This window comes from Streptomyces sp. IMTB 2501 (genome assembly GCF_001953885.1).
Classification (GTDB): Bacteria; Actinomycetota; Actinomycetes; order Streptomycetales; family Streptomycetaceae; genus Streptomyces.
Window position 1 is genome coordinate 215978 of record NZ_MQUS01000002.1, and the last position, 17594, is coordinate 233571.

14 protein-coding genes and 1 pseudogene are annotated in these 17594 nt (G+C 71.0%); 8 read left to right on the top strand and 7 right to left on the bottom strand.

Going from position 1 to position 17594, the window contains the following annotated elements; all coding sequences use genetic code 11:
- Positions 1-12: 12 nt before the first annotated feature.
- From AV521_RS05200 to hemA, 4 genes are all read right to left on the bottom strand, one after another.
- A complete protein-coding gene (locus AV521_RS05200; RefSeq protein ID WP_143658573.1) occupies positions 13-306 on the bottom strand; it encodes a hypothetical protein in 294 nt (97 codons plus the stop codon).
- 363 nt (positions 307-669) lie between these two features.
- Positions 670-882 carry a hypothetical protein gene (locus tag AV521_RS05205; RefSeq protein WP_076084071.1) on the bottom strand — a complete coding sequence of 71 codons (213 nt, stop codon included), beginning with the start codon at positions 880-882 and terminating at the stop codon, positions 670-672.
- A 309-nt stretch (positions 883-1191) separates the two neighbouring features.
- The gene (locus AV521_RS52225) at positions 1192-1578 is read right to left on the bottom strand and encodes a hypothetical protein (RefSeq protein WP_179022850.1); all 387 of its coding nucleotides are present in this window, start codon (positions 1576-1578) and stop codon (positions 1192-1194) included.
- Between the two features lie 52 nt (positions 1579-1630).
- On the bottom strand, positions 1631-2827 hold the full coding sequence (hemA, locus tag AV521_RS05215) for a 5-aminolevulinate synthase (RefSeq protein WP_076084074.1): 1197 nt from the start codon (positions 2825-2827) through the stop codon (positions 1631-1633).
- 138 nt (positions 2828-2965) lie between these two features.
- On the opposite strand from hemA, the gene AV521_RS05220 reads away from it, so the two are divergent.
- The 4 genes and pseudogenes from AV521_RS05220 (at position 2966) to AV521_RS05235 (ending at position 8289) form a co-directional block, all read left to right on the top strand.
- Complete coding sequence (locus AV521_RS05220; RefSeq protein WP_076084077.1) at positions 2966-4525, top strand: long-chain fatty acid--CoA ligase; 1560 nt, start codon at positions 2966-2968, stop codon at positions 4523-4525.
- Positions 4526-4680: 155 nt separating this feature from the next.
- Positions 4681-5390, top strand: a pseudogene (locus tag AV521_RS05225) (gfo/Idh/MocA family oxidoreductase); the annotation flags it as partial.
- Positions 5391-5608: 218 nt separating this feature from the next.
- Complete coding sequence (locus AV521_RS05230) at positions 5609-6625, top strand: hydroxyacid dehydrogenase (protein ID WP_076084079.1); 1017 nt, start codon at positions 5609-5611, stop codon at positions 6623-6625.
- A gap of 863 nt (positions 6626-7488) precedes the next feature.
- Complete coding sequence (locus tag AV521_RS05235) at positions 7489-8289, top strand: GNAT family N-acetyltransferase (RefSeq protein WP_076084081.1); 801 nt, start codon at positions 7489-7491, stop codon at positions 8287-8289.
- A gap of 198 nt (positions 8290-8487) precedes the next feature.
- On the opposite strand, the gene AV521_RS05240 is transcribed toward AV521_RS05235, so the two are convergent.
- Entirely contained in the window at positions 8488-10194 is a 1707-nt protein-coding gene (locus tag AV521_RS05240) for a carbohydrate binding domain-containing protein (protein WP_076084083.1), read from the bottom strand.
- A 359-nt stretch (positions 10195-10553) separates the two neighbouring features.
- Here AV521_RS05240 and msrA point away from each other — a divergent pair, with 359 nt between their 5' ends.
- Positions 10554-11075 carry a peptide-methionine (S)-S-oxide reductase MsrA gene (msrA, locus tag AV521_RS05245; protein WP_076084085.1) on the top strand — a complete coding sequence of 174 codons (522 nt, stop codon included), beginning with the start codon at positions 10554-10556 and terminating at the stop codon, positions 11073-11075.
- A gap of 132 nt (positions 11076-11207) precedes the next feature.
- The gene (locus AV521_RS05250; RefSeq protein ID WP_256725440.1) at positions 11208-12200 is read left to right on the top strand and encodes a hypothetical protein; all 993 of its coding nucleotides are present in this window, start codon (positions 11208-11210) and stop codon (positions 12198-12200) included.
- A 60-nt stretch (positions 12201-12260) separates the two neighbouring features.
- On the opposite strand, the gene AV521_RS05255 is transcribed toward AV521_RS05250, so the two are convergent.
- Together AV521_RS05255 and AV521_RS05260 are read right to left on the bottom strand one after the other, a co-directional pair.
- The gene (locus AV521_RS05255) at positions 12261-13334 is read right to left on the bottom strand and encodes an NAD(+)/NADH kinase (RefSeq protein WP_076084087.1); all 1074 of its coding nucleotides are present in this window, start codon (positions 13332-13334) and stop codon (positions 12261-12263) included.
- A gap of 296 nt (positions 13335-13630) precedes the next feature.
- On the bottom strand, positions 13631-14392 hold the full coding sequence (locus AV521_RS05260; RefSeq protein WP_076084089.1) for a helix-turn-helix transcriptional regulator: 762 nt from the start codon (positions 14390-14392) through the stop codon (positions 13631-13633).
- 54 nt (positions 14393-14446) lie between these two features.
- Between AV521_RS05260 and AV521_RS05265 the strand changes: the two genes are divergently transcribed.
- Positions 14447-15604 (top strand): MFS transporter, encoded by a 1158-nt coding sequence (locus AV521_RS05265; protein ID WP_076084091.1) that lies wholly within the window; start codon positions 14447-14449, stop codon positions 15602-15604.
- A gap of 265 nt (positions 15605-15869) precedes the next feature.
- Entirely contained in the window at positions 15870-17573 is a 1704-nt protein-coding gene (locus AV521_RS05270; RefSeq protein WP_076084093.1) for a cytosine permease, read from the top strand.
- Positions 17574-17594 lie beyond the last annotated feature (21 nt).

The window sequence follows — 17594 nt, forward strand, 5'->3', positions numbered from 1 at the left end:
GTGGCTCCGCGGTCAGCGAACCCTGACTGTCTCGGTGGGCGTGACCGTCTGCAGGTGGAGCCTGTGCGAGGTCCAGCCCGCCTCGTAGAGCGCGCCGCGGAACTGCAGCGTGCCTCGGCGCTTCGCCTGTACCCAGGTATCGACCGTGCCACCAAGGCCGATACCTCCGTGCGCGCACTTCACCGTACGCCAGGGCCCTTTGTCCTGCCGCTGCTGCACACAGAACTTCTGAAAGACGTCCGCGTCGTTCGAGGCGTCCCCCTTCACGTGGACGCGCGCGCCGGCCTTCACGGTGTGCGGGCTCACCTTGAAGTCGTAACTGATCTTCGCGGAAGCTGTCACCGTGCTCAGCCCCAGTGCCGCTATACCGGCTGCCGTGACGACGGCTGCACGTGCAGCACGTCGGTTGAGAAAGTCCATTATTCCCCCTTTTGGGTCTCGGCCGTGGCAACAGCGAAAAAGCGGAGTACCCAAGACTGTCCCCCGGTCCGAAGCCGCCATATCAGTTCTCCGACCGCAACCTGTCAGAGGGAGAAGAGCCAAGCGCCGTTGCCCCGTGATTCGTCATTTCTGGCACCGCCCGCTCACGTTCGTCCTTGACCTGGCCCTGGTCCCGGTCCTCGTTCGGTCGAACGGGTGACGGCTGTCGCGAGCGCCACGGCGGGGCGCTCAGTGCTCCCACGTCTCCGGGCCGCCGCCATGCCACTCGATCAGCGGAGAGTCCGCCACGTCCACGTCGTCCACTCCCTCCAGGCCGGCCCGCTCCAGGAACACCGCCAGATCGTGCAGACCGTACGCGGTGCCCAGCGTCTCGCTGCCGATCTGGACGCGTCGGCCCCCACCCTCGCCGGGCGGGAAAACGATCACGTGACGCTCAGCCATACCTCAGCATCACCCCGCCGCGGGTGAGGCGCATTCGTGAGACGGCTGTCGGTGGCGGCCGGTTGCCCCCGGGGTCACGCCCCGCCCGTGCCCCCTGGTGCCGTGTCCTGCTCGGGCGGTGTGGCGACGTTCTTCGGGCTGCGCCGGTCGGAGGCGTAGTCGCGGCGGGTCTCCAGCCGCCATGGCGTGTGCCGGAACTCGCGGAACAGGGGGAGATCGAGGCGAACGGCTGAAGGGCGGGCGCCGGGGTCCTCGGCGCGTGGCGGGTGAGCAGGCAGCGCGGGACGCGGACGAACGTCTCGGACGGCTTCACGTCCCGCAGTTGCACCAGGTGCTCCAGGGGCGGTCTCGCGGTCGCCCTGGACGAGGATCTCGTCCGTGCCCTGAACTCCGCACACGATGCGGCAGATTGCGTGGTCTGGCGTCGTAGGCGCGGTTGCGCGCAATCCCGTCGGCGCGGGTGGCGTACTCGCTCGGCAGGACTTCGCCGTTCGCCTGGATCTGCCGGATGCGGGCCGCGGTGAGGCGCGGCGACTTGCCGACGCAGGTGAAGGGGAACCGGCGGGCCTGGATGTCCTCGACGACCCGGTTCCGGGTCTTGCCGAGTACCTCGGCCACCTGCTCCGGCGGGTAGCAGCAGGGTCCGAGGTCGACCGTGGTCTGCAGGGCGGCCGGCTGCTCGACCCCAGCGGGCAAGGCGCGCCACGGAGTTCGCTCGTGGGCATGTGGGGTGAGGCCCCCGGCAAGGCTAGCCGCGCGGGCCGCCAAGGTCGGTCCAGACGGCCTCCAGGGCGTCGACGAACCGGCGGATGCCGGCGCTGTCGTGCACGGCGGAGGGGGCGATGCGCAGGATTTCCTCCCCCTTCGGCACACTGGGTGCGTCGACCGCCTGGACGTAGGCCCCGTGGCGTTCGAGAAGCAGAGCGGACATGGCCTTGCACAGCCGGTCCTCGCCCACCACAGCCGAGACGATATGGGTCTGGTCCGACAGGAACGGTATGCGCCGCTCGCGTAACAGCCCGTGCGTCAGCCGGGCGTTGGCCGCGAGCCGCTCGCGCTCCGTCGCCGAACCGCGCAGGTGGCGTACGGCCGCAAGGGCTCCGGCGGCCACCGAGGGCGGCAGCGCCGTGGTGAAGATGAAGGAGCGGGCGAAGGCCCGGACGGCGTCCATCAGCACCGTGGGCCCGGCGACGTAACCGCCGGTCGTCCCGAAGCCCTTGGCGAGTGTGCCCATGACCACGGTGAACTCGGCGGCGAGGCCTTCCCGCGCGGCGATCCCGGCGCCCTCGGGGCCGTACATGCCGACCGCGTGCACCTCGTCCAGGAACGTCACCGCCCCGTACCGCTTGGCGATGTCGGCGATCTGCGCGAGGGGCGCGATGTCGCCCCGCATCGAGTGCACGGACTCCGTGACGATGAGTTTCGGCCGGTCGGGATCCACGCCGGACAGCAACTCCTCAAGGTGTGCACAGTCGTTGTGCCGGTAGATGAACTTCTCGGCGCCGCTGTGCCGCAGGCCGTCGATGATCGAGGCGTGGTTCAACCGGTCGGAGAAGACAGCGCAGTCGTCGATGCGTCCGGCGAGCACCGAAAGCGCGCCCTCATTGGCGGAATAACCCGAGGTGAACAGCACCGCGTCCGCCTTTCCGTGCAGCGCGGCCAGTTCCTTCTCCAGGGCGACGTGATAGTGATTCGTCCCGCCGATGTTGCGTGAACCGCCGGACCCGGCACCGTATTCGTCCACGGCGCGCTTCATCGCCGCGAGAACGGCAGGATGCTGACCCATACCCAGATAGTCGTTGCTGCACCAGACCGAGATCTCGCCATCCTCCGACGTGCTGGCCACGGGGAAACGGCCCGCGATACGGCCGAGCTGCAGGAACTCCCTTTTCCGCTCGGAAGTTTCCTGTGCCAGACGTGCGAAGAAATCCATGTACTCGGACATGCCGGCCCCCTCGCTCTCGTGGCTTCTCATCCTGCGCGGCCAATCGTAGGATGGCCGGTGCGCCCTGCACAGGGCGCATTTTCTTGACCGGTGCACAGGTGCTCGACCTCTTGCTGGACCTTCAGAAGCGGAGTGCCGATGACCGAATGTGATATTTCCTTGAAAGCCGGTGCCACCCTCTCCGCGGCATCCGTGCTGGCGGATTCCGCCATACGCTGCCCGGACCGCACGGCGCTGATCGCCGGACCCGAGCGTTTCACCTACGCCGTCCTGTGGCACCGCGCTCTGCGCTGCGCCGCGGTGCTCCGCTCCCGTGGCATCGGCACCGCCGACCGGGTGGCCCTGCTGCTGGACAACACCCCGGACTTCCCGGTGGCTTACTACGGCGGGCTCGCCCTCGGGGCCACGGTCGTGCCGGTGAACGCGCTGCTGAAGGCCGAGGAGATCGCCTACGTGCTGCGGCACTCGGGATCCAGGATCCTGCTGTGCGCCCGGTCCCTGCTCACCGAAGGAGAGCCTGCCGCGCGAGCGTCCGGGGTCGAACTGCTCACGGTCGACAGCGCGCTCACGGCGAACGCGCCTCCCGTGGCCGACGCCGCCCCGGTGCCGCGCGCGCCGGGCGACACGGCGGTCGTGCTCTACACGTCCGGCACCACGGGCCGCCCCAAAGGCGTCATGATCACCCACTTCAATCTGGTCATGAACATCGACACGACGATGGTCTCGCCCTTCGCCATGCGCCCCGACGACGTGCTCCTGGGCTGTCTCCCCCTGTTCCACACCTTCGGCCAGATCTGCGGCATGGGCACGTGCTTCCGCGCCGGCGCGACCCTGGTCCTCACCCGGCGCTTCACGGCCGACGGCGCGCTCGAACTGATGCGGACCGAGGGCTGCACGGTCCTGATGGGCGTCCCGACGATGTACGTCGCACTGCTGGCGGCGGCCGCCCGGACGCGGCACCGGCCGCGCCTGGACCGCGCCTACTCCGGCGGCTCGGCACTGCCCGTCCGGGTCCTGGAGGAGTTCGAGGCGATGTTCGGCTGCCCGGTCTACGAGGGCTACGGCCTGACCGAGACCTCCCCCTGCGTCGCGTACAACCAGCAGGCGTGGCCGCGCCGGCCGGGCACGGTGGGCAAGCCGATCAGGGGCGTGCGGGTGGAGATCGCGCGTGCCGACACCGAGCACCGGATCGAACTGCTGCCGCCGGGCGAGGTGGGCGAGATCGTGGTCCGCGGGCACAACGTCATGGCCGGCTATCTCGACGACCCCGAGGCCACCGCCGCCGCGATCGTGGACGGCTGGTTCCGCTCGGGCGACATGGGTGTGAAGGACGCGGACGGCTATCTGTCCGTCGTCGACCGCAAGAAGGACATGATCATCCGCAGTGGTTACAACGTCTCCCCGCGCGAGGTGGAGGAGGCGCTCGCCCACCACCCCGCCGTGGCCCACGCCGCGGTGATCGGTCTCCCGGACGCCGTCCACGGCCAGGAGATCTGCGCGGTCATCGTCCCCCGTCACCGGTCTTTACAGCAGGAAGCCGCCCTCGCGGAGGACATCGTGCGCTGGACGAAGCAGCGCATCGCCGCCTACAAGTACCCCCGTCGCGTCGAGTTCGTCGACAGCCTCCCGCTGGGCCCGAGCGGAAAGGTCCTCAAGCGCGAACTGGTCGCCCGTTTCACCGGTGGCCCCGGCCGCTGAGGCGGCGAAGGCCGAGGGCACCGGTGGTGTGCCGTGGTGATGCAGGTTCATGAGTTCACATGACACCTTGCGCGACACCGCCCGGGCAGCGGTAATTCCCTTGAGCAGCCTGACCTGTTGGCCGACACCGTTCCACCCCGACCGCCGAGCGCCCCGCACGCGGCGCAGTTGGCGACGGACTGATCGGCCGGCCGGTCGCGGCCACCGCCTTCATGACCAGCGCGGGCCACGAGAAATGGCACCCGGACCCGGAGTTCTACGACCAGCCGGGCGGCGGCTCGCTGCTCGACATGGGTCCGTACTGCCTCTCGGCCCTGGTCCACCTGCTGGGCCCGGTGGTCCGGGCGACCGGCGCCTCCTCCCGACCGTGCCCAGTACGCACCATCGGCAGCGGACCCCGCGCCGGACACGCCTTCCCGGTGGAGGTGGACACCCACGTCACGGGCGTCCTGGAGCACGCCGGCGGAGCCCTGTCCACCCTGGTCATGAGCTTCGACATCCACGCCGCCCGGCTGCCGCGCATCGAGGCGCACGGCACCGACGCCTCGCTGCCCGTGCCCGACCCCAACGGCTTCGACGGCCCCGTCGAGATCCACCGCGGTGACGCCTGGGAAACACTGCCGGTGTCCGCCGGCCACCGGGGCGCGGCGTGGGCCTCGCCGATCCGGCCGAGGCCCTGTCGGCCGGGCGCCCGCACCGCGCCTCTGCCGAACTCGCCGCACACGTCCTGGACATCATGCTCACGCTCCTGGACGCGGCCGGCCAGGGCTGCGCGCTGCCGGTGACCAGCACCTGCGAGTGCCCCGCCCCGGTGACCGGCCCGCCCGCCGAGCGCGGTGAAGCTCGCCGCCGACCGCAACGGTGAGCTGGTGGTGCGCCCCTACGAGACGAACGGCGCCCGCTGCCCGACGCGGAACCGCTCGACACGGTGGATGAGTGTGTCGTACTCGTGCTGCGGCGGTCCCAGATGGTGACCTTGCGCCCCGGTCCTCTGTCTCCACGACACGATGACTCCACGGCGCCTCGATGACCAAGAGCCCGCGAAATGCTGCAGAAGTCCGATTCGAAAGAGGACCACACCACATGACTGCCCGCCCCGCCCGCCCCGACCTGCCCGTGGCCGTCTGCGTCATGGACCCCGCCATCGCCGACCAGGTGCTCCCCGCAGAGCTGCGCAAACACCTCTCCGCCCGCGTCCTGCTCGCCCCCGGCCAGGAGCGCTCGGCTCCACGCGCGATGTTCCCCGCCGAGTTCGCCGAGGCGGAGATCCTCATCAGCGGCTGGGGCTGCCCCCGGCTCACGCCCGACGTCCTGGCCGGGGCGCCCCGGCTGCGCGCGGTGATGCACGCCGCCGGCACCGTCAAGTCGCTGGTGAGCGACGCGGTATGGGAACGGGGCATCGTCGTGTCGTCGGCGGCCGCCGCCAACGCCGGCCCCGTCATCGCTTACACGCTGGCCCTCATCACCCTCGCCACCCGGCGCACCCTGACCATGGCGGCCCGCTACGAAGACGGCTGGCCGGCTTCCGGACACCGTTCCGGTGCCGACGGCAGCACGGTGGGCATCGTGGGCGCCTCACGCATCGGCCGCGGCGTGCTGGCCGCTCTACGGCGGTCCGACGCGGGCCACCGGCTGCTGCTGACCGATCCGTATGTGACGGACGACGAGGCACACCGGCTCGGCGCGGAGCGGGTCGAACTGGCCGAGCTGTGCCGTCTTTCGGCGGTGGTGAGCGTCCACGCGCCGCTGCTGCCGGAGACCACCGGTCTGCTGGACGCCGCGATGCTGGGGTTCATCCCGGACGGCGGTGTGCTCATCAATACGGCCCGGGGCGCCATCGTCGACACGCAGGCGCTGACCCGTGAGTGCGCGTCCGGGCGGCTGGAGGCGTACCTGGATGTGACGGACCCCGAACCGCTGCCGCCCGGACACCCGTTGCTCTCCCTGCCCAACGTGTTGGTCACCCCGCACATCGCCGGTGCACAGGGCAGCGAGGTGCAGCGGCTCGGACGGTATGCGGTGGCGGAGGTCGATCGGTGGCTGACGGGCGAGCCACTGCTCGGCGCGGTCACCCGCGAGGCCCTGTCACACCTGGCCTGAGCGACGCCGCGCGTGCCATCCGAACGACGGCGCCGGCGCCGTCCCGCAGGGCTCAACTGGTCGCGATGACTCACCAGTCGGAACCATCGACGTCGGACCAACGATGGGATGGCCGCCCCGCGCGGAGGGCGCCCGTCACCCCTCATGAAAACCCGGCGCTTGGTGCAGCTCCTATGACGTCGCGAGCCTCGCGTCAGGGGGCAAGGCCGCTTATGACATGGCTGGGAGGAGTGCGGAAAGTCCGCCGAGTTCGTCGGGTGCTGAGAGACGAAAGGTCACTCATGCCGCAATCCATGCGCGCGCTCGTAGCCCGAGAGGTCGGCGAGCCGAAGGCCGCCACGGGATGCGGGACGAGGCCGGCGAGCCCGCACTCCGGCCCGCCATCGCGCCGCCGACGCGTCGACTGTGAACTTCGCGACGGTCGATCAGCAGACACAACAACAAGGCCCAGGTCTCTGACCTGGGCCTTCCTCATGGAGGGGGTGACGAGAATCGAACTCGCGCTCTCAGCTTGGGAAGCTGAGGTGATCGAGCCACCGTCGCTGAGCCGACCTGCACGAGAGCAGCACCGGCGTCACGCCCGTCAGCGTTCAGCCGGCTGCGGATCAGAAGGTCGTAGTCCATGGGGAACGGCGCCTCGCTCGGCCTCGACCGAGCCCCGCCCGCCCAGCCGCGGTCGTTGCTCCTGGGCTGAATCCACGACGATCCCCTGACCTGGACCGAGTACGTTCCCCGGCCCGGACCGAGATGGTTTCCCCGGCCCAGGCCGAGATCCGGACCTTGCCGTCGGTGTGCGAGCGAGGACACGGCGAAGTGGCTATTAGTGGAGGGACTGTCTCCCACTTCACCACTCAGGAGGTCCGATGCCCGGTCGTACGGAGTCGATCGAGTCGATGGAGCAGCTCGCCGTGGGGTGGCGGGCTCTGGTGCTCGACCGGGACACGGAGGCCGATGTCCGGGACCTGCCGGGCATCGCCGTCCGCTGGGCCGACTGCCGGTTCCCCTTCTGGAACTGCGTCACCCTGACCGAGGCCGACGCCGACGCGGCGCTCTTCGAGCAACGTCTGGGCGAGGCCGCGGACATCATGCGCGCGAAGCACCGTCCCGGATTCCTGTGGCTCTTCGAGGACCTTCTCGGCGCCGAGGCCCGTGCGGTGGTGCGGACGGCCGCCGAGAAGGCGGGTCTCGAGTACGCCTTCCCCGGCACCGGTATGGCCGGAGACGTCCTCCCGCTGCCCGAGCCGTCCCACCCCGATCTGACATTCGTGCGCGTGACCACCGACGAACAGCTGCAGGCGTACGCCGACTTGAACTCCCGCGCTTACGGATTCCCACTGGGGGCCGGCCGCGACGGGCTCCTCGGCTCCACACTGTGGAAGAACGAGGTGCATGCCTACCTGGGGGTACGGGACGGCATCCCGGTGACGTGCGCCGCGGCCGTGGAAACCGACGGCCGTCTCTTCGTCGTGCTCGTCGCCACGGTCCCGGAGTGGCAGCGCCGTGGCTATGCGGAGGCGGTCACGCGCAAGGCCCTCTTCGAGGGTGCCCGGGCCACCGGCCTGACCCGCGCGACCCTGCACGCGACCGCGGCCGGTGCGCCCGTCTATCCCCGCATCGGCTTCCGGCCGAACTCGCCGATGCAGTTCTACGCCCTGAAGCGCTGACCTCCCGGTCGCGCGTGCCGTGGGGCTCCAGTGCCCCAACAGGCGACGTTCGCCCCGTCGCGGCGCCCGGCACGCCCTCTCGCCGCACCGGCCGGAAGCCCACGGACGCCGAGCCCATCGGGTACGGCCTCCGGCCGGCACACCGAGAGCACGCACAGGGCGCCGCTCCTTGACGGGCAAACGTTGCCTGCCGGGGCACTAGCTGACGGCGAAGTCGTCGGCGTGGACGTCGGACTGGCCGTACCAGCCGTGGACGTAGACGGTGACGGTTCCGCTGCTGCCGGTGGTGAAGTTGACGGTCAGCTGGTTCCAACTCGTGTTGTTCGACCAGGTGCTGGCGGTGGCGCCGCCGCTGACCCCGATGTAGGCGTAGGGGCCCTGGACCCAACCGGTGAGCGTGTAGCTGTGGTTGGGGGACAGCGTCACGGTCTGGTCGCACTCACCGGTGCCGCTGGAGCTGGGCGTGACCTGGAGGGCGTGGCTGCCGGTGTGGACCGGGGTCGAGACCACCGTGCTGGCGCCCGTGCAGGTCCAGGGGCTCGGACTGCCGGTCTCGAACCCGGCGTTGGTCAGCGAGCCCCCGCCGCCTCCACCCCCACTGGAAGTGACGCTGAGCGTGTAGGTCGCGCTGTGGCTGCCGCCGCCGGCGGCCGTGCCGGTGACGGTGATCGGATAGGTGCCCGCGGCCACGGACGCCCCGACCGTCGCCGTCAGCGTCGAACTGCCGCCGGACGTGATCGAGGCGGGGCTGAAGGAGACGCTGACGCCGGAGGGCGCGCCCGAGGCGGAGAGGCTGACGGATTCGGCGTTGCCGGAGGTGACGGCCGAGGAGACCGTCGCGGTCGCGGAGCCGCCCTGAGCGACCGAGGCGGAGCCAGGCGCCACGGACAGGGAGAAGTCACTGGTCGTGCCTCCGCCCCCGCCGCCCGTGCCCTCATAGGGCACGAACGCGTCCGTGAACGCGAGGCTGTTCTGGCTGATCTCGCTACAGGTGGGCAGGGAGTTGGCGCTTCCGCTGCACGGCTGGTCCCGGTTGACGGACCAGAACGCCAGCCGCCCGACACCGTTCTGCGCGGCGAAATTCTCCACCGTCTGCGCATCGGCCAGGGTGAAGGTGGAACCGTCATCGTTCTTGCCGATCATCGGGGTGATCCCGAGGTTGGCGTAGGTGTACGAGGAGTTGACGGACTGCATCTGGGCGAGCGTTGCCTTGGCGGCGTCGACCGCGCCCTGGCCCATCTCGGTGCCGGTGCCCGCGTAGTAGTCCATGGCCATGATGTTGACCACGTCGATCTTGATGCCCGTGTTCTCGGCGGCCTTGAGGATGTTGACGCCGTCGCCTGTCAGACCGCTCGTCAGCACCGGCAGGGTCATGGAGAACTGCAGGCCCGGGTTGGAGGCCTTGAGGTCCTTCATCGCCTGCATCTGGCGGGCCGCGGCCGCGGTGTCCGCGACGGCCGCGCCCTCGACGTCGAAGTCGAGCTGGGTGACGCCGTAGTCGTTGATGATGGCCTGGTATCCGGCGTCGATGCTGCTCTGGGTGGAACACGTCCAGGCGAGCGGCTCACCGCTCGCGCCGCCGGATGAGATGACGACGGAGGCTCCCTCGGACTTCGCCTTGGCGATCTCGGGGTCGGTGTAGGAGTCGTTGCCGATGGGGAGCGTGTCGCCCCAGATCTGGTTGCAGCCTTCGCCGAGTACGAAGGCCGCGGTGTAGGCCTTGAGGTGGTGTCCGGTGACGGCGGTGTCGAGCATGCCCTCCTGACCGTTCGACATGTCGACATACGGAGCCACGGAGTAGACGCTGCTCGTCGCGGCGCTGCCGGCGGGTGCCAGAGCGACGACGACGCCGGTGGCCGCGAGCGCGAGCGCGCAGACGGAAGCGCCCATTCTTGCCAGGTGCATGACAGTGCCCCTCTCGGGGTGCCCCAAGGGCGTGGAGTGGTGGGGTGGTGCCGTGCCGGGCCGACGTTGGTACATACCAAACCGCCCGCGCGAGGCTCCGTCAAGAGGACTAGACCAACTGCAACCATCCGGATTTGCGATGCCTGTCCCGCCGTCACGCGGTCGGAACCAGGTAGCAGCGTGGGCGAGTTGGCCGGGCCGTGCCCGCACCGACGGCAGCGGGCGGCGCCTGGCGACTGGCCGGTCGTGGCGTACCGCGGTGGCCGTTGGCTGGTTGCTCGCGGGCGGTATTAGGCTGGGGGACCGGTGGAACCGGCACGTCGACGACCACGCCGGACGCGAGCGTCAGGGAGTGACCGATGGCAGTGGGAACCGAGCGGGCCGTACTGGCGGGCGGTTGCTTCTGGGGCATGCAGGATCTGATCCGCAAGCAGCCGGGCGTGGTGTCCACGCGGGTCGGCTACAGCGGTGGCGACACGCCGAATGCGACGTACCGCGATCACGGCGACCACGCCGAGGCCATCGAGATCCTCTTCGACCCCACGGCCACGAGCTACCGCGACGTCCTGGAGTTCTTCTTCCAGATCCACGATCCGACCACGCGGGACCGCCAGGGCAACGACATCGGGCGCAGCTACCGGTCCGCGATCTTCTACGGCGACGAGGAACAGCACCGCGTCGCCCTGGACACGATCGCCGACGTCGAGGCGAGCGGACTGTGGCCGGGGAAGGTGGTCACGGAGGTGGAGCCCGTGGGTGACTTCTGGGAGGCTGAACCCGAGCACCAGGACTACCTGGAGCGTTACCCCAACGGCTATACCTGCCACTTCCCGCGCCCGAACTGGAAGTTGCCGCGGCGAGGGTCGGCGACGACGAACTGAACCCCCGTGTCTCCGCCGCACGGGGGAGCGCGATCCGACCCGCGAGGGATGTGACCGCCCCACCCGGTGACGAGTCTGGATCTCCGGAGGCAGCCGCACGAGCGCGGTGCCTGCGGAGAGACGGGGGACTCGGTGGACCGGTTGGGCTCAGGGGACAGCTTCGACCGGCTGGGCCGGCCGGCGGCGTACGGGGCGGCGGCGGTGATGACGCCGTACACGTTGATCAAGGTCTCATGGGTGGTCGGGGCGATCGCGGGGGTACTGCCCATCGGTGACGGCTTCGGCCTGGCCGGCTGGGTCGCGCTCAACACCGCGACCGTCGGCATGGCCGGCCTCGGCATCGCCGTGGCGCTCGCCCTGGTGCGGCCCTGGGGCCTGCGCCTGCCGGTGCGGTTGGTCGCGGGTGTCGCCTGGGTGGGTACGGGCTTCCTGGTCCCCCTGCTGCCGTACGCCGTACTCGACTCGCTGCTGGGACTGCCGGACGGCGCGCCACGGCACCGGCACGACGGCGGCCCGGCCATGCCGGGCTGGGAAGCCGTGCTGATCCAGACCAGCTTCACGGGGATGGGACTCGGTCTCGCGATCGCCCTGCCCGCGCACCTACGACGACGCCGGCCGGAGGTGTTCGCCGGCCGGGTCGGCGACGCGGGCCACGGCCTCGCCCGCCCCGTGTGGTGGGCGGCGGGCGCCGGTGCGGTGATCGGGGCTGTCTGGGTCTACTGGGCGCTCGGCGGTACGGCCGGTGTCGCGCATCCGGCACAACGGGGCACCGACGAGCGGCTGTTGACCGGCCTGTGGGGGCTGTGGGCGCTCACGGCCGCGGCCGCCACCTGGACCATCGGCCGCGGCCGGCCCGCCCGGCTGCCCCGCTGGATCCCCCTGACGCTCGGCTGGCTGGGGACGGGGTCGCTGTGCGCGTGGAGCGGCTGGCGGCTGCCGTTCGTCCTGTACGTGGCGCTGGCCCACCCCACCGGTACGGCCCTGCCGGAGAACCTCACCGTCGCGACCGTGCTCCATGTCGTCGCCGTCGCCGCGGGCGCGGTCATGCTCCCGGCGCTCGTCCGCACCCGCGGATCCGTCGCCGCACCCGAGGCCGTGGACGACACCGGCAGCCGTCTGTCGTAGAACGGGCAGAGCCGCGTACCAGGCCCCCGCGGCAGGCCCGGCCGCCCTCGGCTGAGGATGTCAGGACGGCCGTGGCCCGTCCTCAGGCGCCGGAGGCAGCGCGAGGTGGGCCAGGTCGCCCGGTGGGGGTGAGGTCACCGGCCACAGGGGCGCGGCCTCGCCGTCGGCGAGGGCGGCCGGAGCGTCGGTGAGGTTCATGCGTTCGCGCAGCCGGCCGTAGAAGTCCATCGGGCCCAGCCGGACCGCCTTCAGCCGGCGCGGTGCGGCGTACACGCCGATCCAGTCCCCGGGGCTCAGCACACCGCGCAGCTGGCCGTCGATGCTGACGGCGGCCTGCCCCGACCGTTCCAGGACCCGCAGCGCGATGGGCTCGTCGGGGGCGGCCACGACCGAGCGGTTGAACACCATGTGCGGGGCGACCGGCGTGAAGACCAGGCCCTCCGCGCGCGGCGAGACGACCGGGCCGCCCGCGGCGAAGCTGTACGCGGTGGAGCCCGTGGGCGTGGCCACCAGCAGCGCGTCGGCCGAGTAGCAGGCCAGGAGCCGGCCGGACAGATACACACCGACCGACACCTGCCGGTCCCGGGCGAGCTTCTCCACGACGACGTCGTTCAGCGCGGTGACGTTTAGCGCGACGCCCCAGTCTTCCCCCGTCTCGCACTCCGCCCGCACCCGGGGCGGAGGCAGCATCGGCCCGCGGCCGTACTGCAGCAGCGTCTCCATCTGCGCGGGCACCTCCAGGCGGCACGACGCCCGCATGGTGAGCAGCATCCGGCTCTCTACGGTGATCCGCTCGGACCGGACCGCGTCCAGCGCCGCGCGCACCGCCGGTGCCGGGACCTCGGTGAGGAAGCCGACCCGGCCGAGGTCGACGCCGAGCACCAGGGCGTCGTTCTCGGCCGCCAGCCGGGCGCCGCGCAGAAAGGTGCCGTCGCCGCCGAGGGTGACGATGAGATCCGGATCGCCCGCGGCGTCCAGCTCCTCCCGGGCGCTGCGACGTGCCCCCTCCTGCCACACGTCGATGTCGGCGCATCCCACGGCGTGCTCCGCGCACCACGCGCGCACCGCGTGCGCGGCGGCCACGGCCTCGGTGCGGCCGCCGTGCACCACCAGGCCGACACGGTTCACCGTCATATCCGCCTCCCAGCCGGCTGCTCCCGCCCGCCATCCTCGCCGCGCACCCCTCGGGCACGACACGCGCCACGCCGCATGGCACTCCGCTGAGGTGCCACCGGACCGGCGACGCATCTGGGGCGCTGCGCGGAGGGGCCACCGAAGCGGTGCCGTATCTGGGGCACCGCGCGCAGGAGCCACTGGACCGGCGCCGTGTCTGGGGCGTCCTGCGGAGTAGTCATCGGACCGGGGGCGCCCCCGTGACACTGCGCCGAGGGGCCACCGGGACTCGGCCGGCGGCGCACCCGGGACCCGGGTCAGCCGAACGGCCCGTCGTCGCTCGGCAGGCGAGTGCCCGGCGTGTGGCCGAAGGCGCGGCGGAACACGTCGATGAAGGCGCTGGCCGAGGACCAGCCACACCGGTGAGCCACCGTGGTCACCGGCGTCCGTTCGGCCAGCAGGACCAGCGCGTGGTGCAGCCGCAACTGGGTGCGCCACTGCGGGTAGGTCATCCCGAGGTCCTGGCGGAACAGCCGCGACAGGGTACGGTCACTCGCCCCGACCTGCCGGCCCAGCTCGGCCAGGGTGCGGCCGTCGGCCGGATCGGCGCGCAGGATGTCGCACAGCGCGCGCAGCACGGGGGAGTGGGGCGTGGGCAGATGCAGCGGCTGCTGCGGCGAGGCCCGCAGCTGGTCGAGCAACACCGCACGCAGCCGGGCCCGTTCGGGGCTGCCGTCGTCCGGCGCAGCGGTGTGGGCGATGATCAGCTCGCGCAGCAACGGGCCCACGGCCAGTACCGTCGGCGTGTCCAGGGCCAGCGGGTTCTCCGTCGCCGGCAGCCCCATCAGATGCAGTTCCAGCTCGCCGTGCGCCTGGTGGGCGTGGACCGTGCCGGCCGGTACCCAGATGGCGCGGGTGGCGGGGGCGACCCAGGAACCGGCGCCGGTGGTGACGGCCACGACCCCGCGGCCCGCGTAGACGATCTGGTGGTCGTCGTGCCGGTGGGCCTCGATCGCCGCACGGGGCGCCAGCCGCCGGGTGTGCGTCGGAGCCGTCGGCATATGGCGGATTTCCGTCATCCGCTGGCAGTTTATCGGAAGTGCGACAGCCCGGCGGGGCCGGAGCATGACGGCGTGCGAAGGAACACATCGATCACCCTGCTGTCCGTCGGGCACGCCTGCGTCGACGTCTACCAAGGCGCCGTGGCGTCCTTGATCCCCTTTCTCGTCGCCCAGCGCGGCTACGGCTATGCCGCCGCCTCGGGCGTCGTACTGGCCGCCTCCCTGCTGTCGTCCGTGGCGCAGCCGTTCCTCGGTGCCCTCACCGACCGCCGGGCCGTGCCCTGGCTGCTGCCGGCCAGTACGCTCCTGGCCGGCACAGGCATCGCGCTGAGCGGACTCGGCGGCACCTACGGCCTCACCCTGCTATGCGTGGCGCTGTCCGGGATCGGCGTGGCCGCCTACCACCCCGAGTCCGCCCGGGTCGCCCGGCAGGCTGCCAGGGGTGCGCACAGCGGCATGGGCTGGTTCTCGCTGGGCGGCAACGTGGGTTTCGCCCTGGCCCCGCTGCTGGTCGCCGCGGTCGTGGGCACGGGCGGGCTGCGCCGGACGCCGCTGCTGGTGCTGCCGGCCCTCGTCGGCACCGCGTTGTGCCTGGTCGTACTGCGCACACCGGAACGACGGCCGGCCGCGCGGGCCGGTACGGTGCCGGCCGGCCAGGGCGACGACAAGGCGTCGTTCGTGAAGCTGTCGCTGGCCGTGACGTGCCGCTCGATCGTGTTCATCGGGCTGAGCTCCTTCCTCTCCCTGTATGCCGAGCAGCGGCTGGGCGGGGGCGCGGCCGCCGGCACCGCCGCGCTGTTCCTGCTCTATCTCGGCGGCGCGGTCGGTTCCGTGCTGGGCGGCGCGCTGGCGGAGCGCTGGGACCGGGTCACGGTGTGCCGCTGGTCCTATCTGGTCTCGGCCGTGGCGGTCGCGGGCGTGGTGTGCGTCCCCGGCCCGGCGCTGTACGGGTGCATAGCGCTGACCTCCGCCGGTTTGTATGTGCCGTTCTCGCTCCAGGTCACGCTCGGCCAGGACTATCTGCCGTCCCGGGTCGGCACGGCGGGCGGCATCACCCTCGGTCTGGCCGTCAGCGTCGGTGGTCTGGCGAGCCCGCTCATCGGCCGGCTCGCCGACGCCACGTCCCTGCGGACCGCGCTCGCCCCGCTCGTCCTGATGCCGGTGCTGTGCTGGCTACTGCTGCGCACCCTGCCCGAGCCGGCCGCCCCGCGGCCCCAGGCCCTGTCGTGAGACTCCCCCCACACCTCCGCCTCGCAGCTGCACGCTCACCCCCGCTCGAACGACTCTCCAGGCAGACGACGGGAGTTGACGGCAGGGCCCCGGCCGGGCTGCCCGCAGAGCGAACCGAAGTGAGCCGAAGCGCTCCCGGCAGGGGCTCCGGCGCATCGTGTTCGCCACCGTAAAGACGGTGAAACGGCGCAGTAATGGCGCGGCGCGAACCTTCCCTGCAACGCCTCGGCACCCACCGGGGCGGACCGCAGGAAGGGGAGCAGCCGTGACGGACACCGTCGACCAGCAGGCGCAGGAGGCGCCGCCCGCCCCGCCGTCCACGCCGGGCGGCCGGACGTACAACGGGTGGACCCGGAACGACACGCTGGAGGACTACTCGCTGCGCTACGCGCCCAAGTCCTTCCGGCGCTGGACTCCGTACGTCGTGGCCACCACGGCCCTGGGCGGCATCGCCTATCTCGCGGACTTCGCCATCGGCGGCTCGATCGCCGTCTCCCACGGCTTCTCCAGCGCCATGGTGGCGATCCTGACCGCGGCCCTGGTCATCTTCCTCACCGGCATCCCGATCGCGTACTACTCGGCCAGGTACTCCATCGACATGGACCTGCTGACCCGGGGCGCCGGATTCGGCTATCTGGGCTCCACGTTGACCTCGGTGATCTACGCGAGCTTCACCTTCATCTTCTTCGCCCTCGAAGGCTCCATCATGGCGCAGGCCCTCGAACTGGGCCTGCACATCCCGCTCCCCGTCGGCTATCTCGTCTGCTCGCTGATCATCCTGCCGCTCGTCGTCTACGGCATGACCGCGCTGTCGAAGATGCAGGTGTGGACCCAGCCGGTCTGGCTGGTGCTGATGGTCGCGCCGTTTGTGTCCATCGCGATCCAAGACCCGGGAAAGTTTGCTCAGTTCACGCACTTCGCCGGTGACTCGCCGACCGGGGCCAGCATCAGCGTGCTCGGGGTCGGGGCGGGCGCGGGTGTCGCACTGTCGCTGATCGCGCAGATCGGGGAGCAGGTCGACTATCTGCGCTTCATGCCCGACAAGACGGCCGAGAACGGCAGGCAGTGGTGGACGGCGGTGCTCGGCGCCGGCCCCGGCTGGGTGGTGCTGGGCGCGCTGAAGCAGATCGGCGGTGCCTTCCTCGCCTTCACCATCGCCGGAAGTGTCGGCCTGGCCAAGGCCAACGAGCCGATCCAGCAGTACGTCCACGGGTTCGGGACGTTCGCCGCGCCCGTCGCCCTCGGGCTGGCCACGTTCTTCGTCATCCTCTCCCAGATAAAGATCAACTCGACGAACGCGTACTCCGGTTCGCTGTCCTGGTCGAACTTCTTCTCCCGCCTGACCCACCGTCACCCGGGCCGAGTGGTCTACATCTTCCTCAACGTGGGTATCGCGCTCGCCCTGATGGAGGGCGGTGTCTTCGGCTTCCTCAACACCGTCCTCGGCTTCTACTCCAACGTGGCGATCGCCTGGATCGGCGCGGTCGTCGCCGACCTCGTCATCAACAAGCCGCTGAAGCTGAGCCCGTCGTACATCGAGTTCAAGCGGGCCCATCTGTACCACTTCAACCCCGTCGGATTCGGGTCCATGCTGATCGCGTCGGCAGTCTCCATCGCCGCGTACTTCGATGCCTTCGGCGCCTACGGCAAGGCGTTCTCGCCGTTCATCGCGCTGTTCCTGGCCATGGCGCTCTCGCCGCTGTGCGCGTTGCTGACCAAGGGCAAGTACTACATCGCCCGCGCCGACGGTCTGGACGAGCCGCTGCTCGGGACCGACGGTCTGCCCTCGGCGGCCGTCCTGACCTGCTCCGTGTGCGCGACCGACTTCGAGCGGCCCGACATGGCGGGCTGCCCCTTCCACCGGGGCGCGATCTGCTCGCTGTGCTGCAGCCTGGAGAAGAACTGCCACGACATGTGCAAGACGGGGGAAGCGGTGGTTCTCCTTGACGCCCCCAGTGGCCCGGCCTAGCGTGAACCAGCGTGCGTAGAC